Consider the following 23464-nt stretch of genomic DNA (forward strand, 5'->3'; position numbering starts at 1 on the left):
GGAAATGGTGGTCTCAGTATACATGGTTTGTGGCGCAGTCATAGTTGAGTCCTATCTGTCGTAGCCGTCCATCTCGCTTCCAATACGAGGCTTAAAACAATTGGATCACTCGACTTCTTGCTCGAGAAGCTGACTGATAAATTGCTTCGCCTCTTCTGCCGATTCTTGCGCGATAAACCATTGTTTTTGCGCGTTAGAAAGCGGCAAAATTTCTAACCAGCGTTGGCAACTCCAGGTTAAGTCTTCGAAATACGGCGCCTCATACTGCTCAGCATGATCCGGGTGGGCGGCGAAGACATTTTTAAGTCCTGCGGCGATACGCATTTTTTCTTCATTTTCTTCCTGGTCAATAAACTCGTCATGTGGCCAGTCATTCAGTGCCTGTATCTCGCCCACCCAGAGCTTGTCGGCTTCTTGCTCTGTCGATTGAATTTTTACCCGTTGACGACCTGCAATGGTAATGCCTAATAAACCATCGGGTAGTGTTTCAAAATCGACAATGTCCACCAGTGTGCCATATCGATATAAACGTTTACCTTGCATCATCGCCAGTACGAATCCCTGTTGATTCGCCGAGCATTCACGGACCAAGCGCAAATAGCGAGGTTCAAAAATGCGCAGCTTAGCTCTGCCCCCGGGTAGTAAGAACAAGGGTAGAGGAAACAGCTTCGTCATATCTACGCCTCCTTATTGATTCAACATGCCTGCCACTACGCGACTAGGGTTGGATACGATCAAGACAGAGACTGCATTACCACAATCAGGTTGACATCATTATAAGCTGTGGCATTCTGGACGTCTAAACATCTACTTTTCTAAGGGAATCGGAATGACGTTAAAGCGACCAGGATTTTGGATTGCGTCAGTGTTACTGGCGTTGATTATCAGCGGCTGCTCAGATCAGCCAGAAACGATAAAGATTGGTGCGACTGTCGGTCCCCATGCGCAAGTCGTAGAAGCGGTTGCGAAACAGGCTAAAACCGAAGGAATTCATGTCGAAGTGGTGGAATTTTCGGATTACATCTCTCCGAATGCCGGTCTGGCAGATGGCAGTCTTGATTTAAATAGTTACCAACATCAGCCGTTTCTCGATAACTTTAATCAAAACCATGATAGTGAATTGGTCTCGATTGGGCGTTCCATCCTTATGCGGATGGGGATTTACTCAGACAAAGTACAGCGCGTGGACGATTTACCCCAAGGCGCACAAATTGCGATCCCTAACGATCCGACCAACGCCGGGCGCGCTTTGCTATTACTGCAAGACGCAGGGCTGATCACCTTGGCCGATAACGTTGGCTTTCAAGCGACGCTACAAGATGTTACCGCTAATCCCAAGCAGCTCGATTTTGTCGAAGTAGAAGCGGCACAATTGCCTCGCAGCCTACAAGATGTCGATGCTGCTGCAATTACCATGAACTATGTGATGTCATCAGGGCTTAATCCAAGTGATCAAGGTATTTTCTTAGAATCGAAAGACGCACCGCTCGCGGTGATGGTCGTGGCAGCGCGGGCAGAGGATAAAGATAATCCGACCTATCAGCGTTTGTTGGCGCTATTTCAATCAGAGGCAACACGTGCGTTTCTACAAAAAACCTTTGATGGCACGATCGAACCGGCTTTCTAGTTTTTTAAACCGGCCAGCGATAGCTGGCCATTGATGTACATTCTTAATCATTGTTTACCATTCAGGGAGTTATTGCGTTAACATGCCTCTCAGCTTGTGGTTGTAGCATTCGCTAGAGTCACAGTTTCCTCGCTCGCCTAACACACAGAACGCATAGGAATTGAGATGCAATCGGCTACTCGTCCATTTAATTGGTCGCCCGTATTGCTGGCATGCTTAACGGTCAGTATCGGGCAATTCAGCATGGGATTGGTTTTTCCATCATTACCTTGGATCGCTCGTGACTTCAATCTCAGCATGGACGATGTCCAACTGCTTATTTCCGCTTACCTGCTCGGGTTTGGCCCGTCACAATTTATCTATGGCCCCATTTCGGATGCACTCGGACGCCGCCGCGTGCTATTAGCCGGTGTCTTGCTTTCACTGGTTGGGTTAACCGTGATGGTGAGCTTTAGCGCCAGTTTTACCGGGTTGGTGATTGGCCGTTGTATTCAGGGGATGGGCACGGGGTGTTGTGCCGTCCTCTCGCGAGCCTTTACCCGTGACTCGTATTCCGGCGACCAACTGCCACAGGCGATGTCGTATTTGATCATGGTGGCGTCTTTTACCCCGATTGTCGCGCCCGTGATCGGTGGGTTCGTGAATCACAATCTTGGTTGGTTAGCGATCTTTATTTTATTGATGGTTTATACCAGCTTGGTGTGGTGCGTGCTCTTTTTCTTATTTAAAGAGAGTATGCATACGCGATCGCCATTACCTAAGATAAAAGTGATCCTTGGTCGTTATGGCGCACTGTTAAAAACGCCATACTTTCTTTATTTCGCCAGTATCAGCTGGTTGAACTTCACCTTGGTGATCACCACGGTGTCGCTGATGCCGTTTTTAATGCAAGAGCGCATCGGGATGACCTCGGATCAATATGCGCTGTGGGCGCTTATTCCTACTTGCGGGTTACTGCTGGGCAGCACGCTGGTGTCGCGCATTCGGCCGCGTTTGGGTACCAAGCGTATGCTGTTGATGGCACCGGTGATGCAGCTCATCTCAGCGATATGGCTATGGTTTACCCCCATGGATCCCTTGCTGCTGATGATAGGGCAGTTCTTTATGGTGTTTGGCAACGGGATTGCGCTGCCGTGCTCCCAGTCGCAGGTGATGCAGCCTTACTCTAACCAAGCCGGCACCGTCGCCGCGCTCTCCGGTGGTGGACAGATGATCATTTCTGCGTTAATCAGTATGGCGCTATTGAGTTTGGGCGTTAGCGAAGCATGGCATCTTGGTGTGGTGGTTGGCGTCTTTGCGCTGCTCTCCGTTCATAATATCTTCCGTGGCTTCGCAGCACCGAAAGTCAACGTCGCCAATGGCACCATCTGACGGAATACAGAATACAGAAAGAGCCGATGCAAGCGCGATCTGCTCTCTTCTGTACTCCGCAAGCGAAGCGCTCTGTATTCAAAAATCCTGAATATCGCGTAGGTCGGCATAAGCGCCTTCTCGATCGCGCAAGCTTGGTGTGGTTTACGCCGCGCGCCCGTTGCACGGCGCCATCGGACATCGGTGTTAAATTTGGCATCGATCGTGACAGGCGCCCAGGCGACATAGTGCATAGTGGTTGACATATTACCGGGGCTTGTGTCACCTACGCCAATGGCACCATCGGCGTTAAAGTACGCGTAGGTCGGAAAAGCGCCAGTGCGATGTGACCCTCGTGACTCGATGTAAGTGGCGCGCCCGTTGCACGGCGCCATCGGACATCGGGGTTAAATTTGGCATCGAACGTGACTAGCACCCGTTGGCAACTTGCACATACCCAGCACTATGCCAAGAGCTTGTGTCACCGACGCCCATGGCACCATCGGCGTTAAAGTACGCGTAGGTCGGCATAAGCGCCAGCACGATGCCAGTCATTATCACGATGTGTGCCGCGCGCCATCCGACATCGAAGCCAAATATTGACGCCGATCGTGACAGGCGCAGTGCAACAGGCGCCCTATCTACTCACCAAAAAACTGCGTAATTGCGGTGATCATCCCTTGGGTGAGTTGGTGGAGTTGGTCGTCGCGGATGCAATAGGGTGGCATCACATACACCAGTTTACCGAACGGGCGAACCCAAATGCCTTGTGCGGTCATTAAAGGCTGAATATCGGCCAGATTCACCGGAACGGTCAGTTCTATCACGCCAATTGCGCCAAGCACACGCACGTCCGCCACACATTCCAATGCGCGAGCAGGCGCTAAGCCAGTTTTCAGCTGTTGCTCGATGTGCGCGACGGTCTGCGGCCAGTCACTTTCTAGCAAGGTATCAATGCTGGCGCAGGCCACGGCGCAGGCGAGAGGATTGCCCATAAAGGTGGGGCCGTGCATAAAACAGCCTGCATCACCGCTGCAGACGGTATCGGCCACATGGCGGGTAGTGAGCGTGGCGGCCAAGGTCATGTAGCCGCCGGTCAGTGCTTTACCGACGCAGAGTATATCTGGGCTGATCCCCGCGTGGTCGCAGGCAAATAGTTTTCCAGTTCGGCCAAATCCGGTGGCAATTTCATCCACAATCAGCAGCACATCAAATTCGTCGCACAAGGCGCGCACTTGACGCAGGTATTCGGGATGATAAAAGCGCATACCACCTGCGCCTTGCACGATGGGCTCTAAGATCACCGCGGCCAGTTGACCGTGATGGGTGGCGAGTGCGTCGCGCATAGGCTGCATGTCGTTAGGGTTCCACTCACCGTCAAAGCGGCTTTGTGGGGAGGGCACAAAATGATGCTGAGGCAGAAACCCTTTGTAGAGTTTGTGCATCGAATTATCAGGATCCGTCACCGACATGGCGGCGAACGTGTCGCCATGATAGCCATGACGCAAGGTCAAAAACTGTGCGCGCGACTCGCCGAGCCCCTGCCAATATTGCATCGCCATTTTAAGTGCCACTTCTACTGACACAGAGCCAGAATCGGCCAAAAACACTTGCGTGAGCGGGGCGGGTGAATGTGCGACCAAGCGCTCGCAAAGCGATACCGCGGGCTGGTGGGTAAGGCCGCCAAACATCACATGCGACATCTTATCGATTTGCTGATGTACCGCAGCGTTTAAAGCAGGGTGGTTGTAGCCGTGAATGGCTGCCCACCATGATGACATGCCATCAATCAAAGCGGTGCCGTCCTCAAGATATAGCTCGGCGCCGCTTGCGTGTGAGACAGGTAAGCAAGGCAACGGGTCGAGCGTTGAGGTGTAGGGATGCCAGATATGTTCACGGTCAAAATGGGTGTTTATGCTCATAAATAAATCAGATGTAAACCAGTGTGTTCTTGTTGTGTTGACAGGTTAACGTCTGTGGGTAGACTAGCCAAGCATTAAAACGACAACAACGGGGAAACCGCGTGGAAATAAGACACAACTGGACCGCACAGGACGTGCAAGCATTGTTCGATAAACCCTTTATGGATTTGCTGTTTGACGCGCAGCAAGTGCATCGTGAATATCATCCTGCCAATCAAGTGCAAGTCAGCACGCTGTTATCGATCAAAACTGGCGCGTGTCCAGAAGACTGCAAGTATTGTCCGCAAAGTGCGCGGTATCGCACCGATGTTGAAAAAGAACGCCTGATGGAAGTCGAACAGGTGCTAGAAGCGGCACACAAAGCCAAAGCCTCGGGTGCGACGCGTTTTTGTATGGGCGCTGCCTGGAAAAACCCCAAGCAACGCGACATGCCGTACCTGCTCGATATGATCCAAGGAGTGAAAAGCCTAGGATTAGAAACCTGCATGACACTGGGCATGTTGGATAACGAGCAGGCCCAAACGCTCTCTGAAGCGGGCTTAGATTACTACAACCATAATTTAGATACGTCGCCTGAGTTTTACGGCAACGTCATTACCACGCGGACCTATCAAGAGCGCCTTGATACCTTATCCAACGTGCGAGAGGCGGGGATGAAAGTCTGCTCAGGCGGGATTATCGGACTGGGCGAAAGTACCCGCGATCGTGCCGGCTTGCTGATGGAGTTGGCCAATATGCCTGCTCACCCAGAAAGCGTGCCGATCAACATGCTGGTCAAGGTGAAAGGCACGCCGCTTGAGAACGTCGATGACGTCGACCCGTTCGATTTTGTTCGCATTATCGCGGTGGCGCGGATCATGATGCCTAAATCGGCGGTACGGCTGTCTGCCGGACGCGAAGACATGAACGAGCAAATGCAAACCTTGTGCTTTATGGCTGGCGCCAACTCGATATTCTATGGCTGCAAGCTGTTGACCACCCCAAACCCTGACGAAGACGCGGATATGCAGCTATTTAAAAAGCTGGGTATTAATCGTGAAGCGGTCAGCCAAAAGCCCGATCAAGTCACTGAGCACGACTTACTTGAGCAAGTGGCCGAGCGAGTGGCATCGCGCCCGCAAGAGGGCGATTTGTTCTACGATGCCAGTGTCTAAATCCCCATGACTGACACAACATCAGCGCTGACCCGTCGTTATCAGGACGAGCTGACCGTACGCCAGCAACAAGGCCTGTGGCGGCAAAGTGGTGACAATGCCGTCGCCGAGTCATGGCGCAACTTTGCCGGTAATGATTACTTAGGCCTCGCGCAAGATCCGCGATTGGTCAAAAAGGCGCAGCAGCACCTTGAACGCTGGGGCGCGGGCGCGACGGCTTCGCCGGTAGTCTCTGGTTTTACCGCAGCGCATCAATCCCTTTGTGATCAGCTGTGTGATTGGCTGGGTTACCCGCAAGCGATACTGTTTAATAGTGGTTTTGCCGCCAATCAGGCGTTGCTCTTTACGCTGTTAGGCAAAGACGATGCCTTGTTTCAAGACAAACTCAACCATGCCTCCTTGATTGAGGCGGGTTTATTGAGCCCTGCCACGCAGCGGCGTTTTCGTCATAACGACATGGCACACCTTCGCCAACTGCTCGCAAAGCAAATCCAGCCTTCCGCATCGCTGATTGTCTCGGAAGGGGTATTTAGCATGGATGGTGATGTGTCGCCAACCGAGAGTCTTGCCGCGATTGCTAACCAATCGGGCGCGCTCTGGGCGCTGGATGATGCGCATGGGATTGGCGTGTTAGGGCAAGAAGGCGAGGGCAGTATCAGTCGTGGCGCGCGGCCGGATATTTTAATCGTGACGTTTGGAAAAGCCCTGGGCGTGGCGGGGGCGGCAGTGCTGGCTTCTCCCACCATCATTGACTATTTACGCCAGTTCGCTCGCCATTATGTGTACTCGACGGCTATGCCACCTGCGCAAGCGGCACTCATTGAGGATGCGATGAGGCTGGCACGAACAGAGCACTGGCGGCGAGAAATACTCAGCGCCCATGCCGAACAGTTAGCGCAAGGCCTCCAGGACTGGTTAGAAACCGACTCTGCTTTCGAACCGCATTCCTTCAGTACTCATTCTTTAGATAAGCAGCCCTTCCCGCAACTGCTTGCAACGCCTAGCCCGGTCAAGCCGCTGATTATCGGCGATTTGGCAGCATTACAGCAGGTGAATCACGCTCTGATGAAGGCCCATATCCGAGTAGGAGCGATTCGGCCACCGACTGTGCCTGCTAACACCGCACGTCTGCGGATCAGCCTGTCTGCGCAGCATCAAAAAACAGATATCACCGCATTGATTGAGGCGCTTAAGCCGGTATTAGCGAGCGACAAAGCGTGTGGGGTGACAGCATGACCGTCGCCGATAAACAAGCGATTGCTCAAGCGTTTGGCCGAGCCGCGCCCCATTATGACGACAGTGCGACGCTGCAGCGCCGTGTCGGTCATCGGTTAATAGCATTGGCTGAGTCAGAGCAAAAGCAAAAGCAAAAGGCTGTCCGTCTCGGTACCGTCTTAGATGTCGGCTGTGGCACCGGTTATTTCACTCAGCAGTGGATGACTCATGCCAAGACAGTGATTGGACTGGATCTCAGCGCCCCCATGCTTGCGACGGCAAAAGCGCGCTGTGACGATGCCATGCTAGCCGTACAAGCAGATGCGGAGCATTTGCCGCTGGCTGATAACAGTGTCGATCTAGCATTTAGCTCGTTAGCGCTGCAATGGTGTGATGATTTACACGTGCCATTGGCGGAGCTGAGTCGGGTCGTCAAACCCGGCGGGAAAATTCTTGTTTCGACACTGCTCACCGGATCCTTGTGTGAACTCGATAGCGCGTGGCAACAAGCATGCGGCACGTCACGAGTGAACCGCTTTATCTCTTTATCAGGGTTACAGCAGGCGACCCAACGCGCCGGGCTGATGCACGCAACCGTGTTGCAAGAAAGCGAACAGCTGACCTTTGCCAATGCCCATGCGGTGATGAAAAGCTTAAAAGGCATTGGTGCCACCTATCGCCCGCAAGGTGCGGGGCAGCAAGGGCTGGCGACAAGAGCGCAGTTTAGCGCGGTGGAGAAGGCGTATCAGCGTTTTGCGCTCGCCGCCAACACCTTACCGGCGACCTATCAAATTGGCTATATAGTGATTCACCATCATGCATGACAGTTACTTTATTACCGGCACCGACACCGAAGTAGGGAAAACCTATACCACGGCGGCGCTGTTGCACGCTTTTATCGCAAAGGGCTATCAAGCGGTGGGCTACAAGCCTGTCGCCGCTGGTGCTGATTTAGCGCCTGATCACCAACTAAATAGTGACGCTGTCACTTTGCAGCGCGCCAGTGCGATCGCATTGCCGTATGCCGCGATCAACCCAGTGTTGTTAGAAATGCCATGTTCGCCGCATTGGGCGGCCGCGTTAGCCAATACGCCCATTGATACCCAGATACTAAGCGATGGGTTAGGACATTTAAAACAGCAGGCTCGCCCGATATTGGTAGAAGGTGCCGGCGGCTGGCAAGTGCCACTGAGTGAGACGGAAACGCTGGCCGATTGGGTAGTTACCCATCAGCTGCCAGTGATCATGGTGGTGGGGATTAAACTTGGCTGTTTAAACCATGCTTTGCTCACTGCAGAGGCCATTCGTGCCCGCGGGCTTGAATTAGCCGGATGGGTGGCAAACGCCGTGGATCCCAAGGCGCAGCACAGTGACGAGATGGTGCGCTATTTAAACGCCCATTTAGATGCGCCTTGTCTCGGGCACTTGCCGTTTGCTGCCGATGCCTCACCAACACAATGCGCGAGTCACTTAGATGTTTCGCAGTTGTAAACAATTTATGGAAATGTGGCGATCAAAAAAGCCAGCGCTATGCTGGCTTTGTCTATTCAGTAGCTGATGCAGATAGACCGTTACTTTTGGTCGCCTCGCACGCCCATTAAGCTTTGCTGTATCTCTGCCATTTGACGTGCCGCCGACGCGTCATCTGACGCTAATCCAAGCTCTGAACAGGCTTCATCGAAGCTCATGCCAAGATGACAGGTTAAGATGTCGATCGCGACGCGGTAATTTTCTTGCTCTGCCATGGTCTCACTCCATTGATAACGCGTTGCAAGGATGAAGTATGCAACAGTTTGTGATTTATACTGTCTGATGAGGGTGTCTGCGCGTTGCGAAACAGCCTCGTGAGTGTCGTAGTTTTAAACAGCTGGGTATAAATTAGCCTGACTCGAGCGCGAAGACAACTCGACCAAAGTCTATAGTCGTGGCTTTTTGTCTTTTTTATTGGCTTTTTCTGCATTGTTTATTTTTAAACCAATGAAAAATAAGACAAATACATAGCTTGGCGAGAGGTCACATTTTGTTTAGATTAGATGGGAATAACGTGCCACACTAACTGGTCGGAGCTTGATGACGACATCACTTTATTGGTAACAAAATGCATCAAAGGATTGTTTTTATCTTGAATGCCCATACTATTTTCATCAATACAGCTTTCACCAATACAGCTTTCACCAATACAATTTTTACTAATACAACGTCCACCAATACAACTTCTACCAATACAACAAGCAAGCGCTGAACACTGGGTTTAAGCGACGGAGAGACATAATGAAACGCATAGGATTATTTCTTGCTACCAACTTTGCGGTACTGATTGTATTTAGCATTGTGCTAAATATTATTTATGCCGTGACTGGCATGCAGCCGGGGAGCTTGTCCGGACTGCTAGTGCTGGCGGCCGTCTTCGGTTTTGGTGGTTCGATCATTTCGCTACTGATGTCTAAATCGATGGCGCTTCGTTCTGTCGGCGCGCAAGTGATTGAGCATCCACGTAACGAAACCGAGCACTGGCTAATGAACACCGTGAGCCAACAAGCACAACGTGCTGGGATTGGCATGCCAACGGTCGCGATTTATAACTCACCCGATATCAACGCCTTTGCCACCGGTGCTAAGCGTAACGATTCTGTCGTGGCGGTCTCGACCGGGTTAATGCAAAACATGACCCGCGATGAAGCCGAAGCGGTACTGGCGCATGAAATCAGTCACATCGCTAATGGTGACATGATCACCATGACCTTAATGCAAGGCGTCGTGAACACCTTCGTGATCTTTATTTCACGTGTGATCGCAGGGGCAGTCAGTGGCATGAATAGTGACGAAGAAGGCGAAGGCGGCGGCAACTGGATGATGTATTTCCTGATCTCTTCCGTGTTGGAAATCGTCTTTGGTATTCTGGCCAGCATCCTCACCATGTGGTTTAGCCGTCATCGTGAATTCCGTGCTGATGCCGGATCTGCGCAGCTGGTGGGCAAACAGAAAATGATTGCAGCACTTGAGCGCTTAAAAGTGAGCCAAGAGCCAAAGCTAGAAGGATCGATGATGGCGTTCGGTATCAACGGCAAGAAAACACTGAGCGAGTTGTTTATGACGCACCCGCCGCTAGAAAAACGCATTGATGCCTTGCGTCGTGGTGATCACTTATAACGGGCGCTTTTTCATGCTCGACCACAGCCAGCATCAAATCATGCTGGCAAATGATAAGTACCAAGTTTAAGCGGCCTGCGGGTCGCTTTTGGTTTGTGCACGACGCCATTTGATCACATCACTGGCTAACACAGCGCCAAGCACGATCAACGCCATCGCCGCCAGAGTGAGTATGCTAACCGTTTCACCGAAAACCGGTATGGCCATTAACGCGGCCACCACAGGCGTAAATGCCCCCATCGCGGCACTCATTTCAGCTCCTAACCGGCGAATGGCAAAGGCGTAGCTGTAGTTGGCAATAATCCCCACGCCCAAGCCTTGAGCAAGAATGTGATAACCAAGTTCATCGAATGGCGCTTGGAGTAGGTTAAACGAAATAAGCCCACTCAATGCGCCCACCGGCAGCAGTAATACAGCCGATATCGCTAATACCGCACCGGCTTCCGCAGCACTTAATCCTGTCACGCGTACGCCAATGGTAAACCAGGCCCAACTGATACTGGCTGCGAGCAAAATCAGATGGCCTTGGGTGACAGGCCAAGGTGAAAAGAACAAGGAGTGCCATAAAAATGCGCCAATACCGAGCACAATCAGACTAATGCCTAATCGTCGTCCCATGGAGAGCGATTCGCCATAAACAGTCCAAGCAATGGTGGAAACAAACAGCGGTAAGATCCCAGGTATTAATGAGGCTCCGTCAGCCACAGGCGCAAACTGCATCCCCGTGGCAGCCAGCAGATAAAACGGTAATCCTGCGCCAAATGCAATCGCAAACAGATAACGTTTGGGGGTAGTGACAATATGGCGTACTCGATGACGACTCAACCAACCAAATAACAACGCGGCGGGTAAGAAGCGCAATAAGGCAATATTGCCACTGGTCAATACCGATTGGCTGGCCTGACGTAATGAAATAAATAAGCTTGCCCAGATGGTCACGGTCAAGCCCATGGCAAGCATGCCCAATAAACGTTGTGAAGGTGCAGGCATCATTAATCACTTCCTTGTCGATTCGTTATTTAAGTGTGACAGCGTCAAAGAAGAGATTGGTGGCAAAATAAAGGATGATTTGAGCCAGGATTAGCGATTATCATCTTTTTATGGCTATAAATTAATAAAAACCATCAAGGAGGCGGTTTGGACAATAAAGACAAAGCGATTCTTGCGTTATTGCAGGATGATGCGCGCCGTACTGTTGCCGAGATAGCCGATGCGGTTGGGCTCTCGTTTTCGCCGTGCGCAAGACGGATTAAAAAGCTTGAGGCTGATGGGATCATTGCCTCATACCAGGTCACACTCAACCGCCAGCGGATTGGGCTAAACATGACATTTTTTGTCAATGTCAGCCTGAGTAACCACCGAGAAGAGGCAATTGTTACCTTTGAGCATGCGCTAGTGGAAATGGATGAAGTGATTAACGGCCATGTGATATCGGGCACGTATGATTATTTACTGGAAGTAGTCAGTCGCGATCTTCCGCACTACGAAGCCTTTATGCGTCAGCTGCAAACGCTCGCCATGGTGAAAGACATCAATACCAATGTGGCGATCCGCGCGGTAAAACAAGGCGCAGCGCTCAAGGTATAGCGCAGCGCTTAAAGTCTAGCGCTGCGCCAGAATCACACGATGGAAAAACGGCGATAAACCGATAGCGCGTGATTAGCTAAGGTGCTGGTTGACCCAGTCGCTGAACGCATTTTGTGGCAAAGCACCATTTAAGACATCAACCCGTTCGCCGTTTTTAAACACCATCAGGGTCGGAATGCTACGAATGCGATATTGCGCCGCGAGGGCTTGTTGGGCCTCGGTATCAATTTTCACAAAACGGGCACGACCTGATTCCTGCTCTGCCACTGCTTCAAAAGCGGGTGCAAAGCTTTGACAGGGGCCGCACCAGGTAGCCCAGAAATCGACGACAACCGGCTTGTCGCTGTTTAATAAAGCGGCAAAGTTATCCGTAGTGCCTTCGATAGGCTTGCCATCGAGCAGTGCCGATTGACACTTACCACAGTTAGGTGCGTCATTAATGCGCGCTTCAGGAATACGGTTGGTTGCTTGGCAGTGGGGGCAGCGCGAGGTAAGAGTTGTCATTGTGCGTCCTCGTTGAATGATTTACCCCTAATGTAAGCGCCTTTGTGTGATAGCCCAAGTCGAAATAATCAATCACTTAAATAGAAAAAGCCGATGACAGTGTCACCGGCTCGTTTTCTTTTGCCTTACCGCTTGCTAGCTAGCCTTGTTAAAGGCCATCAACCACGCCAAGGATTGCGCTGAGCATGTCTCGGCCAAATGCTTGGCTGCGCGCGGGTGACCAGCCAAAGTCAGGATCGGGATGATTGTTATGATCTTTAAACGGCATTTCGACCGTGTACGACAAACACTCAAAGCGCTCACCAATCCAATTTGAGCCAACGGTTAAGTTCGCTTTGCCTGGTGCATCTTTTTCATAGCCGTGCTCGTCTTGAAACTCCGGCGTCACGGTAAGCAGCGTACGCTTAAATCTGTCTTCCAAGTCCGCCATGCGCGCATCATAAGAGGGGATGCCCTCACAGCCGGCGACAAAGTTATATGGGATGGCCTCGTCACCGTGGATATCCAAACACATTTTTACCCCAGTTTGCTCCATACGGGCACGAACATGATACACCTCGGGACTGCGTTCAAGGGTGGGCGACTGCCACTCGCGGTTCAAGTTTGCGCCCACCGCATTAGTGCGTAGGTGGCCGCGCACACTGCCGTCGGGATTCATGTTCGGCACCACATAAAAATCAGCTTTTTCTAGTAATGCCTGTGCAGTGGTATCGGTGTCGTCAAGCAATCGGTCGAGTAAACCTTCCATAAACCACTCCGCCATGCTTTCGCCGGGATGCTGGCGCGCAATCAGCCAAATGGGCGTTTTTGGTTGAGTACACTCGCTTAAATCCGCGCGGATTTTCAACAAACTAATATCACGACCATCCAAGGTTTGTCCTAGCGTTTCGAGCTGGCACTGTGGATAGGTCTGCGCCTGGTGAATGAGATCCAAATGGCGTTCATAGCTATAAGGCGCGAAGTAGGCAAAGTACATCGAACCATGTTGCGGCGTGACCTTAATCGTCAAGGTGTCGCCATCAAACTCGGTTGGCACGCGGAACCAGGTATCGCGGTCATATGAGGCAACGGCTTGGTAATCTTTCCAGCCTTCAGGATAGGCCGACCCAGCGAGCTGTTGAATGTGGAGTGTATGAGCCTGATCCACGTCCGCTTCTAAGCGAAAATGGAACCACTGATAAAATTCAGATTGATTGTCATGATGAATGGCAAGCTGGATATTATTGATGTCGCTATCATTCAGAACGCGAATATTCCCGCTATCGAACTGACTAAAAATACGCATAGAGCATCCTTTTTCTGTTGAAGGGCCAGCTGTGTTTGCGCCGGAAGGATAAGCCTTATTATTATTTTCGCTTCGTCTGTTGCCTATTTGAGCAGACATTGGGCGTTTACAGGCTTATGCTGATTAATCTCAGTGATTATCTTGCCGTGCCAAAGGTGAGCTGGCAAGGTGCTATCAAGATTCAAGCGAACTCTCCAGCCTTTTGACACAAAAAAGGAGCCATTATGCAGCTTCACGATCAGGCACTACTCAAATCTCAAGCCTTAATCAATGGCCAATGGGTTGATGCCAATCATCAAACCACACGTTCAGTCACGAACCCTGCTAACGGTGAGTGCTTGGCAACGGTGCCCAATATGGGGGCGGAGGAAACACGTCGCGCGATTGATGCTGCCGACGCCGCCTTGCCCGAGTGGCGAGCACTTACCGCCAAAGCTCGAGCTGAGATCCTCTATCGCTGGTATGAGCTCATGCTCGAGCATACCGAGGACTTAGCCGCGATCATGACCGCGGAGCAGGGCAAACCGCTGAAAGAATCTGCCGGTGAGATCCAATACGCCGCGTCGTTTTTGCAATGGTTTGCTGAAGAAGCCAAACGTGTGAATGGCGCAACTATTCCTGCCGAGCAGGCCGATAAACGCATCTCCGTGATCAAGCAGCCCATAGGTGTGACAGCAGCCATCACGCCTTGGAATTTTCCCGCCGCCATGATCACCCGTAAAGCAGCGGCCGCGCTTGCTGCCGGTTGTACCATGGTGGTCAAACCGGCCAGCGACACCCCTTTATCAGCGTTGGCGTTGGGTGAATTAGCGCAGCGTGCCGGCGTACCTGCTGGCGTGCTAAGCATTATCACCGGGACGGCGGGTCCGATTGCAGATACCTTATGTGCCGATGAACGTGTGCGTAAACTCTCCTTTACCGGCTCGACCGACATTGGCGCGCAGCTAATGGAAAAATGTGCGCCAAGCATTAAAAAGCTGTCGTTGGAGCTTGGCGGTAACGCCCCATTCATCGTCTTTGATGACGCCGATATTGATGCTGCCGTAGAAGGGGCGATTGCCGCTAAATTCCGCAACGCGGGACAAACATGCGTGTGCGTGAATCGCATTTACGTACAATCGCGTATTTATGACGCATTTGCTGAAAAATTCACCCAGGCAGTGAGCCAATTACGCGTTGGGCAGGGTACTGACAGCAACGTTGACATTGGTCCGTTGATTAATCGTGGCGCCATCGACAAAGTAAAAGCACACCTGGACGATGCCCAGCAACACGGTGGTGAGATTTTATTGGGGGGTGACTGCCCCGATTTAGGCGACAACTTCACCCAACCGGCGGTGATTAAACACGCGACCTCGGCGATGCGGATTGCGAAAGAAGAGACCTTTGGTCCTGTCGCACCGCTGTTCGCTTTCGACGATGAAGCGGAAGCCATCGCTATGGCCAACGATACCGAATTTGGTTTAGCGTCGTATTTTTATGCCCGTGACATCAGCCGTGTACACCGCGTTGCCGAGGCGCTGGAATATGGCATGGTGGGGATTAATACCGGTTTGATCTCAACGGCGGTAGCACCGTTCGGAGGGGTCAAACAATCTGGGTTAGGACGCGAAGGATCGCAATGGGGCTTGGATGAATACCTCGAAATGAAGTACCTGTGTTTGGCGCTGTAACCATGTGCTGGCATAACGACACACGGAAAGCGCGTACATCTGGTGTGGAAAATTACTGACACATCATCAACACGCTACCTGGGTTATAGCCGCGAGACTGGTGAGATTGTCGCCGTATTGGCGACGATCTCGTCACTTGGGTTGTTTTTTATCAGCTTAATGTATGAATATTTGTGATTCGGCACATCTGCTCTGTTGTTGCCTTTTCATCCGTGGTAAAACTTAAGAGATGCGTAAGACAAGTCCAACCGTTGCGTTCACGCAGCATGTTGGCGAACCAAACCAAGTGGAGATACAAGTTTGATCAATGTTTTTCTTGTAGATGATCACGAGCTGGTTCGCACAGGGATTCGGCGTCTTTTAGAAGACGTTCGTGGCATAAAAGTGGTAGGGGAAGCCGACAGCGGTGAAGCCGCACTCAAGTGGTGCCGGCAAAATCACGCCGATATTGTCCTGATGGACATGAATATGCCAGGTATCGGCGGGTTAGAGGCCACACGTAAGTTGCTTCGCTACTCGCCAGACGCCAAAATTATTGTGCTCACAATTCACACTGAAAATCCGTTCCCAACCAAGGTGATGCAAGCCGGTGCGGCAGGGTATCTCACCAAGGGCGCAGGGGCTGATGAAGTCGTGAATGCGATCCGCATGGTGAACAGTGGCCAACGCTACATTTCACCTGATATTGCCCAGCAAATGGCGCTGAGTCAGTTTTCTACCTCTTCTGATAATCCTTTCAAAGAGCTGTCAGAGCGCGAACTGCAGATCATGTTAATGATCACCAAAGGGCAAAAAGTGACCGATATTTCAGAGCAGTTAAACCTCAGTCCAAAGACGGTGAACAGTTATCGCTATCGCTTATTTAGCAAGCTAGATATCAATGGTGATGTGGAGCTAACCCACCTTGCTATTCGTCACGGCATGTTAGATACCGAAAGCCTTTAAAGCGAAGTTAAGCAGTACGAGATCGCGCAGTGCCAAACACCTTTGATGCCAAGAGTTTTCTTAAAACCGTGCCTCACCAGCCAGGCGTTTATCGAATGATGAACGCCACCGGTGAGATCATTTATGTGGGTAAAGCGAAAGATCTCAGCAAGCGATTAGCCAGTTACTTCCGGCTTCAGGTGTCGAGTGAGAAAACCAAAGCACTCGTCCGTCACATTGCTGATGTGGAAGTCACCGTCACCCACACTGAAACCGAAGCGTTAATTCTTGAGCACAACCTGATCAAGCAGCATCGTCCAAAATACAACGTCTTGCTGCGTGATGATAAAACCTACCCGTACATTTACCTCAGTGGCCATGAGCACCCACGGCTGGCGATCCATCGTGGCGCGAAAAAGAAAAAGGGCGAATATTTTGGCCCGTTTCCCGATGCCAACGCGGTGCGTAAAAGCCTGCACTTATTGCAGAAAATCTTTCCTGTTCGCCAGTGTGAAGACTCGGTGTATGCCAACCGCAGCCGTCCGTGTTTAATGTATCAAATTGGCCGCTGTGCCGGGCCGTGTGTGTCTGGGCTGATCAGTGATGAAGAGTATGCCGAGCAAGTTAATTTTGCCCGCATGTTTTTACAAGGCAAAGATCGCGAAGTGATCGACAGCTTGGTCGCCAAGATGGAAACTGCCAGCCAACAGCTGCAGTTTGAAAAGGCCGCCGAGTACCGCGATCAAATTCAAGCGTTGCGGCGCGTGCAAGAGCAGCAATTTGTCTCGCAAGACAGTGACGATGATCTGGATGTGATTGGCTTTGCGGTCGAAAATGGTGTCGCCTGTATCCATGTGCTCTTTTTGCGCCAAGGCAAAGTGCTGGGTAGCCGCAGCCATTTCCCTAAAATGCCTGCCGAGACCGAGCCAGGTGAAGTGGTTTCAAGCTTTGTCAGCCAGTTTTATTTGGCGCAAGCAGAAGGGCGCACCATTCCAAGCCATATTCTGATTTCAGACGATATTGGCGATGATCTTGGCTGGCTATCGACGACCCTGAGTGAAATCGCCGGGCGCAACGTCCAGCTACAAAGTCGACCAAGGGGCGCTAGAGCGCGATTCTTAAAGTTGGCCAACACCAATGCGCGCACCGCCTTGACCAGTAAAATCAATCATCGGATGACCATCCAACACCGTTATCAGGCGCTACAACAAACCTTGGGCTTGGAGCCGGTTAAACGGATGGAGTGTTTTGATATTAGCCACACCATGGGAGAAAAAACGGTCGCCTCTTGTGTGGTGTTCAATCAAGATGGCCCCCTGAAAAAAGAGTACCGCCGTTATAATATTGAAGGGATCACCGGCGGTGATGATTATGCGGCGATGGCGCAAGTGCTGACGCGTCGGTATAGTAAGCAAGTTGAGCCGGAAAAAATCCCCGACATTATCGTGATTGACGGCGGCAAAGGGCAGCTTAATCGCGCCTGGGAAGTGCTTGAGCCCCTAATCGCCGACTGGCCGATTAACCCGCTGATATTAGGCGTGGCAAAAGGCACCAGCCGTCGACCTGGGCTAGAAACCTTAATTAAGATCTCAGGCGAAGAATTTTCGCTGCCGTCCGACTCGCCAGCCTTGCACCTGATTCAACATATTCGTGACGAAAGCCACGACCATGCGATTGCCGGACACCGCGCCGCGCGAGGCAAAGCACGCAAACAGAGTGTACTTACACAAATCGACGGAATTGGCCCGAAACGCCGCCAAGCACTACTCAAATACCTCGGCGGGCTCCAAGAGCTGAAAAACGCCAGTGTCGAAGAAATCGCCAAAGTGCCAGGCATCAGCGCAACATTGGCAGAGAAAATTCATTCCTCATTGCAAGGTTAGCGGCAATGGGGCACCATAACCTAGTTACTCCTAAAATAAAAAGCTGAGCATGCGTCTAAATATACCTACCATTCTGACCTTTTTGCGCATTGCGCTGATCCCGGTCTTTGTTGTTGCTTATTATCTTCCCTACGCGTGGGCGCCGTTTGTGGCGGCACTGATTTTTATCATTGCGGGGGCGACGGATTGGTTAGATGGCTATTTAGCACGCCGTTTAAAACAATCGACTCGATTTGGCGCATTTCTCGATCCCGTTGCCGATAAAGTGATGGTGGCGATTGCCATGGTGTTGATTGTCGAGCACTATGCGTCTATTTGGGTCACGATTCCCGCTGCCACCATGATTGCGCGCGAAGTGATTATTTCTGCATTGCGAGAGTGGATGGCCGAAATCGGCAAACGTGCCAGTGTCGCGGTGTCTTGGGTAGGTAAATTTAAAACCGGCTCGCAAATGTTCGCACTGACCATGCTGTTGTGGCATGGCGCCCCTTGGATTGAATGGTTAGGGTATATTGCTTTGTATGTCGCAGCAGGCCTAACGTACTGGTCGATGTATCAATATATGATGGCAGCCAAAGACGATTTGCTGGCCGATCCTGATGGCGACTAAGCCCTAACGACCCATATCGCCAACGCACCAGCGACAAAAACGCGCGACAGCGCGCAACAAAAAACGCAGCCCCGTTAAGGCTGCGTTTTGTCGTTTAGCGCTTAGGAATAGTCAACACAAATGCCGCGCCTTGTAATACCGAGTCCGTGACGTGGATATTACCATCGTAACTAGCGATAATTTCATCGCACACGGCCAAGCCAATTCCGGTGCCCGGGTTCAGTTGATCGGCACGGATACCGCGTTGAAAAATGCTCTCTCGATAGCACTCCGGCACCCCAGGGCCGTCATCTTCAATGATAAGCTGAAACACCTCACCTTGATCCTCTACGCGCACTTTCACTTGCTCAAGGCAGAATCGATAGGCGTTTTCTAACAAGTTACCGAGTAACTCCATCAAATCACTGTGGTGTATCGGCAAAGACGCGTGTTGATCAAATGCGCGGATCACTTTAACCGGTTTATCGCGATACGCTTTATCTAACATCCCGGCCAAGCTATCGATAGGCGCAGACAGTGGGCTATCTTCGCGTTTTAACCCACATTGCCCCACCAACGCACGTTTTAGTTGATACTGCACCATGTCATCCATTTGGCTGACTTGCTCTAGGATCCGTTTGTTCAGTGCTTCACGCGATAAGCGATTGTCGTCTAACAAGGCGTTGGTGGCCGACAAGCGCGTTTTTAAACTGTGGGCCAAATCATCCATCGCGTGACGATAGCGCGTTTTTTGCTTCTCGCGTTGGGTGATCATCCGGTTAAGCGCTTGGGTAACATCTTGTAGCTCATCAGGATAATCATCGTCCAAGGTTTTTTGCCGTGATTCGGTAATCGCAATCAGCTCTCGTGCCAATCGGCGCAGCGGAGAAAAACTCCAATGGCAGGCGGCGATTACCATGGCAGAGGCCGAAAGAAACAGCAAACTGATATAAAACCAAGTCTCTGTCTCTAAATCAGCTAACTGTTGTTTTTGCATATCCACGTTACGCAGCACAAACAGCCGGTTATCACTGTCGCCAGGTTGCTTCTCGGAAGACAGCCGTTGAGCAACCACGTTAAAGCCCGCAATAGAAAGGTACTGCGGTTTTTTGGTCAGATCAGGCAACAGCGCGCAAATATCGTCGATATCAAAGGCGCGAACATCGCGGGAGGTCCAAAGCGTATGTTTATCTCGCGTACAAAGAACGGACATATAGTCGCTGCTAGAGGGATCCAGCGATTGGATCCACGCCGTGAGCTCATCGGCGCGAATCAATCCATCTTTACTCAGTTGCGCCATGACCATGGGAATTTGTGAGGCCAGATCGCGAGAATAAGCGGCCATCGAGCTTTGTTGATAGAGCTTATTAATTAAAGCGGCTAGGGCGATAGAAAAAACCAGTATGATACCGATAGACGTCGCAAGCACTCGGGTGCGCAATCTTGGTCGACAACGGCATAAAGTAAATTGGCCTAGTTTCATGATTTACTCAGCTTGAATTTCAAAAAGATACCCTTGACCTCGCACGGTCGAGATCGGGTTGCTATGGCCGCTTTGGAGCAGCTTTTTGCGCAGGCGACTGATCATCACCTCAATGGTGTTCGGATCGCCATCTTGATCGTGATAAAGCACATCGAGCAAGCGCTGCTTGGAAATCACCTCACGGCTATGACGCATCAAATACTCAAACAAATCATACTCAAACGCGGTTAACTCAAGTGGCTGGCCGTTCACCGTCACCGCTTTGGCTAACAAATCGAGCTCAATGTCACCGGCGGTAATCGTGGGTTTGACAAAGCCAGCACTTCGGCGCACCAAGGCATTGAGGCGGGCAACCAGCTCCGGCTTTTGAAACGGCTTAACCAAGTAATCATCAGCGCCAGCATCTAGACCCGTGACTTTGTCTTGCCAGTTCGCCCGTGCGGTCAACACCAAAATAGGCAGGCGCAAGCCTTTGGCACGAATGTCCCGAATCAAGCTGATCCCATCTTGATCGGGTAGGCCCAAATCAACAACGGCAATATCGTTGGGGTATTGATCGGCAAAATACAGCCCCTCGCTCGCCGTCTTGGCACAGCGAACATGGTGCCCAAGCTCGGTGAGCTCAGTGTTTAGGTGATGACTTAAAATCGAATCATCTTCAATAATCAATACCTGCATAAAAGCCTCTTTAAAACAAAAAAGCGCCCATGGTTGGACGCATTGATTATAAGTTTTGTTGGCTGAATTGTGCCTGACGTGACGTCGTTCTCTTCGACGGCTTACACCAAAATAATCATTAAGGTGCCGGCGAGTGTCAGGATCACGTTGGCAATCGCATAGGTGCCCGCGTAGCCCAGTGCTGGAATGGTACTGCGCGCGTGCTCATTGATCATATCCATCGCCGGGGCACAGGTGCGTGCGCCAATAATCGCACCAAACAATAAGGCGCGGTTCATTTTAAGCACATAGGCCCCCACCAGATAAGCAATAATTACGGGGATCACGCTAATCACAATGCTGGCCAAAATCACCGAAAAGCCCATATCCGCGATGTAATCAAATAGCCGGCTACCGGCACTTAGACCAATCCCGGCCATAAAGGTCATCAGGCCTAAATCTTTGACCATATTCAGCGCCCCTTGTGGCACATAGCCGAAGGTAGGGTGGTTGGCGCGTAAAAAGCCAAGACTAATCCCTGCCAGCAGCAAGCCGGCGGCATTACCCAGCCCAAAGGTCACTTGGCCAAAAGTGAGGGTGATCATCCCCAACCCAAGCCCCAGAATAAAGAAGCAACAAAACGCGAGCAAATCCGACATCTGGCTATGAATCGAGATAAAACCAATCCGATCCGCCAGCCCTTTTACGCGGCTTTTCTCGCCACTGATTTGCAACACATCGCCTTTATTCAGAATAATGCCTTGGTCCATCGGCATCTCGACTTGCGCGCGTACCACGCGGTTTAAAAAGCAGCCATATTCCGACAAGCTAAGATCGGACAGCTTCTTTTGCGCCACACTGTCGTTTTTCACCACGATTTCTTCTTCGACGATGCGCAAGTCGAGCAAGTCACGATCAAACACTTCTTTGCCGTTTCTAAAACTGGGGTCAAGGCGCGCATGACTATCGGGATAGCCTACTAAGGCAATCTCGTCCCCTTGCTGCAAAATGGCATCGCCATCGGGGTTAGCCAAAATGCCGTTACGGCGAATCCGCTCGATATAACAGCCCGTTTGGCGATAAATACCCAGCTCACGCAGATTACGGCCATCAATCCAATCAATCAGCTCTGGGCCAACCCGATAGGCGCGAATAATAGGCAGATACACTTTACGCTGTGACTCACTGCCTAACCCGCGCTCAATCGCAATTTGCTGAGCAGAGTGCTCCAGGTTATGGCGTTGCAGCTTAGGCATTAACTTGGCAAGCACAATCAAACTCACCAAACCGGTAAGGTAGGCCATGGCATAGCCGACACTGAGGTTATCGATCATCATCCCCAGCTGCTCGCCATCGGTGCCGGTTAAGCCAGAGTTAAGCGCATCTTTCGCGCCCACGAGCACCGGAGTAGCGGTGAGTGCGCCTGCCATCATGCCAGTGGCAATACTGGTATCCAGACCTAACTGATCTTGAAAAAACAACGTCAACCCAATGGCGCTTAACAACACGGTGAGCGCGAGCAATAGGTAAGATTTTCCGTCACGGAAAAACACGCCAAAAAAGTTCGGCCCTGCCTCGATACCGACACAGTAGATAAACAACATAAAGCCGATGCTGAGTGCGTCGGGCGAAAAGGTAAACCCGGCATTACCAAAAATGATTGCGGTGAACAACACGCCGATGGATCCACCAAGTTGCACACTACCAATTTTGATCTTTCCGACGGCCAGGCCGAGCGCGAGCACCACAAAAAGGAGTAAAATATCGTTTTGAAGCAGGAGGTTATTGACGTCTATATTCACAGCACAAATGTCCGACAGCGCGTGCAGAGGGTTAATGTGGTGAAAATTATACCAACCTTAATCACATTTTGTTGGACAAATTTAGTGAAATACACAGAAAAGTTGGGTAAAAAAAGACCGCTTGGCTGATTTTTTCAACGTAAACAACAAAAAGCCCCATCGACTGATTTTTAAGGCGCCCCTATACAAGCCCCTAGACTCAAGCTAACGCCCCCTTACCAGACCCACAGAATAAGCGCTCGCTAACATTTTGGACATTAGGACATGAAAAGCTAACAAGGTATTTGATAGGCTACTGCCACAATCGACATTTTTAAGGCCTGTTGGATGCCGCAAACCGGCGGGCGGTAGCGTGGAGAAATACTGGATGGATAACCCGCTTATCGCCTCGAGCACCGCAATGGCATGCACGTTTTGTCATCATGCATTCACGCTTTCTCAGTACAAGAAACTATAAATTAAGCATAATCAATGCGTTAGAAATGTAAGTGCAGTGATAATGTGCACGCCAGGGAAAACGCATGAAGATCCGCGCCATGCCTGGGCTAGCAACTTAATGGCTAAATTGTCACTTAGGGCTGAAAACCGTGCGTTATGCCATATTTATTAATTAAAATAAGTGAAAACAAAGGATCAATTTGTTGATCATTTTCAGTGCG

Annotated in this window: 21 protein-coding genes; 12 read left to right on the forward strand and 9 right to left on the reverse strand. The window is 51.0% G+C overall.

Annotated elements, in window-relative coordinates:
- Positions 1–105: 105 nt before the first annotated feature.
- A complete protein-coding gene (locus BZJ21_RS12070; RefSeq protein ID WP_021022797.1) occupies positions 106–675 on the reverse strand; it encodes an LON peptidase substrate-binding domain-containing protein in 570 nt (189 codons plus the stop codon).
- A gap of 154 nt (positions 676–829) precedes the next feature.
- On the opposite strand from BZJ21_RS12070, the gene BZJ21_RS12075 reads away from it, so the two are divergent.
- Both BZJ21_RS12075 and BZJ21_RS12080 read left to right on the forward strand, forming a co-directional pair.
- Entirely contained in the window at positions 830–1627 is a 798-nt protein-coding gene (locus tag BZJ21_RS12075; RefSeq protein ID WP_077669900.1) for a MetQ/NlpA family ABC transporter substrate-binding protein, read from the forward strand.
- 165 nt (positions 1628–1792) lie between these two features.
- On the forward strand, positions 1793–2998 hold the full coding sequence (locus tag BZJ21_RS12080; RefSeq protein WP_077669901.1) for a multidrug effflux MFS transporter: 1206 nt from the start codon (positions 1793–1795) through the stop codon (positions 2996–2998).
- Between the two features lie 620 nt (positions 2999–3618).
- Here BZJ21_RS12080 and bioA read toward each other — a convergent pair.
- Positions 3619–4893 carry an adenosylmethionine--8-amino-7-oxononanoate transaminase gene (gene bioA / locus BZJ21_RS12090; protein ID WP_201788224.1) on the reverse strand — a complete coding sequence of 425 codons (1275 nt, stop codon included), beginning with the start codon at positions 4891–4893 and terminating at the stop codon, positions 3619–3621.
- Positions 4894–5000: 107 nt separating this feature from the next.
- Between bioA and bioB the strand changes: the two genes are divergently transcribed.
- From bioB to bioD, 4 genes are read left to right on the forward strand one after another with little or no spacing between them, the layout of a single operon-like run.
- Positions 5001–6053, forward strand: coding sequence for a biotin synthase BioB (gene bioB, locus BZJ21_RS12095; RefSeq protein WP_021024395.1), 1053 nt, complete (start codon positions 5001–5003; stop codon positions 6051–6053).
- Positions 6054–6059: 6 nt separating this feature from the next.
- A complete protein-coding gene (locus tag BZJ21_RS12100; RefSeq protein WP_101494589.1) occupies positions 6060–7289 on the forward strand; it encodes an 8-amino-7-oxononanoate synthase in 1230 nt (409 codons plus the stop codon).
- Entirely contained in the window at positions 7286–8092 is an 807-nt protein-coding gene (gene bioC / locus BZJ21_RS12105) for a malonyl-ACP O-methyltransferase BioC (protein ID WP_077669904.1), read from the forward strand. Before BZJ21_RS12100 ends, bioC begins: the two co-directional genes overlap by 4 nt.
- Positions 8085–8759, forward strand: coding sequence for a dethiobiotin synthase (bioD, locus tag BZJ21_RS12110; RefSeq protein WP_077669905.1), 675 nt, complete (start codon positions 8085–8087; stop codon positions 8757–8759). The genes bioC and bioD overlap by 8 nt, the downstream gene beginning before the upstream one ends.
- 80 nt (positions 8760–8839) lie before the next feature.
- Here the strand turns inward: bioD and BZJ21_RS16565 are convergent, their stop codons facing one another.
- Complete coding sequence (locus BZJ21_RS16565) at positions 8840–9013, reverse strand: hypothetical protein (protein ID WP_021024399.1); 174 nt, start codon at positions 9011–9013, stop codon at positions 8840–8842.
- Positions 9014–9539: 526 nt separating this feature from the next.
- On the opposite strand from BZJ21_RS16565, the gene htpX reads away from it, so the two are divergent.
- Complete coding sequence (gene htpX / locus BZJ21_RS12115; protein ID WP_025673171.1) at positions 9540–10418, forward strand: protease HtpX; 879 nt, start codon at positions 9540–9542, stop codon at positions 10416–10418.
- A gap of 66 nt (positions 10419–10484) precedes the next feature.
- On the opposite strand, the gene BZJ21_RS12120 is transcribed toward htpX, so the two are convergent.
- Positions 10485–11411 (reverse strand): DMT family transporter, encoded by a 927-nt coding sequence (locus BZJ21_RS12120; RefSeq protein WP_077669906.1) that lies wholly within the window; start codon positions 11409–11411, stop codon positions 10485–10487.
- A 144-nt stretch (positions 11412–11555) separates the two neighbouring features.
- Between BZJ21_RS12120 and BZJ21_RS12125 the strand changes: the two genes are divergently transcribed.
- Positions 11556–12005 (forward strand): Lrp/AsnC family transcriptional regulator, encoded by a 450-nt coding sequence (locus tag BZJ21_RS12125; protein ID WP_077461312.1) that lies wholly within the window; start codon positions 11556–11558, stop codon positions 12003–12005.
- Between the two features lie 72 nt (positions 12006–12077).
- On the opposite strand, the gene trxC is transcribed toward BZJ21_RS12125, so the two are convergent.
- Positions 12078–12509 carry a thioredoxin TrxC gene (gene trxC, locus BZJ21_RS12130; protein WP_021024404.1) on the reverse strand — a complete coding sequence of 144 codons (432 nt, stop codon included), beginning with the start codon at positions 12507–12509 and terminating at the stop codon, positions 12078–12080.
- A gap of 148 nt (positions 12510–12657) precedes the next feature.
- Positions 12658–13794 (reverse strand): M14 family metallopeptidase, encoded by a 1137-nt coding sequence (locus BZJ21_RS12135; RefSeq protein WP_077669907.1) that lies wholly within the window; start codon positions 13792–13794, stop codon positions 12658–12660.
- A gap of 224 nt (positions 13795–14018) precedes the next feature.
- On the opposite strand from BZJ21_RS12135, the gene BZJ21_RS12140 reads away from it, so the two are divergent.
- The 4 genes from BZJ21_RS12140 (at position 14019) to pgsA (ending at position 18884) form a co-directional block, all read left to right on the forward strand.
- The gene (locus BZJ21_RS12140) at positions 14019–15467 is read left to right on the forward strand and encodes an NAD-dependent succinate-semialdehyde dehydrogenase (protein ID WP_077669908.1); all 1449 of its coding nucleotides are present in this window, start codon (positions 14019–14021) and stop codon (positions 15465–15467) included.
- Positions 15468–15767: 300 nt separating this feature from the next.
- Positions 15768–16412: a UvrY/SirA/GacA family response regulator transcription factor gene (gene uvrY, locus BZJ21_RS12145; RefSeq protein WP_077461315.1), complete on the forward strand. Its 645-nt coding sequence runs from the start codon at positions 15768–15770 to the stop codon at positions 16410–16412.
- Positions 16413–16441: 29 nt separating this feature from the next.
- Positions 16442–18274: an excinuclease ABC subunit UvrC gene (uvrC, locus tag BZJ21_RS12150; protein WP_077461316.1), complete on the forward strand. Its 1833-nt coding sequence runs from the start codon at positions 16442–16444 to the stop codon at positions 18272–18274.
- 49 nt (positions 18275–18323) lie between these two features.
- Complete coding sequence (gene pgsA / locus BZJ21_RS12155) at positions 18324–18884, forward strand: CDP-diacylglycerol--glycerol-3-phosphate 3-phosphatidyltransferase (protein ID WP_077461317.1); 561 nt, start codon at positions 18324–18326, stop codon at positions 18882–18884.
- Between the two features lie 94 nt (positions 18885–18978).
- Here pgsA and BZJ21_RS12160 read toward each other — a convergent pair whose 3' ends face one another.
- From BZJ21_RS12160 to BZJ21_RS12170, 3 genes are all read right to left on the reverse strand, one after another.
- A complete protein-coding gene (locus tag BZJ21_RS12160; RefSeq protein WP_077669909.1) occupies positions 18979–20346 on the reverse strand; it encodes an ATP-binding protein in 1368 nt (455 codons plus the stop codon).
- Between the two features lie 3 nt (positions 20347–20349).
- Positions 20350–21024 carry a response regulator gene (locus BZJ21_RS12165; protein WP_021024412.1) on the reverse strand — a complete coding sequence of 225 codons (675 nt, stop codon included), beginning with the start codon at positions 21022–21024 and terminating at the stop codon, positions 20350–20352.
- 101 nt (positions 21025–21125) lie between these two features.
- The gene (locus BZJ21_RS12170) at positions 21126–22805 is read right to left on the reverse strand and encodes an aspartate:alanine antiporter (protein WP_021024413.1); all 1680 of its coding nucleotides are present in this window, start codon (positions 22803–22805) and stop codon (positions 21126–21128) included.
- Positions 22806–23464: the final 659 nt, after the last annotated feature.

It is taken from the genome of Salinivibrio costicola subsp. alcaliphilus, from assembly GCF_001996185.1.
Lineage (GTDB): Bacteria > Pseudomonadota > Gammaproteobacteria > Enterobacterales > Vibrionaceae > Salinivibrio > Salinivibrio costicola.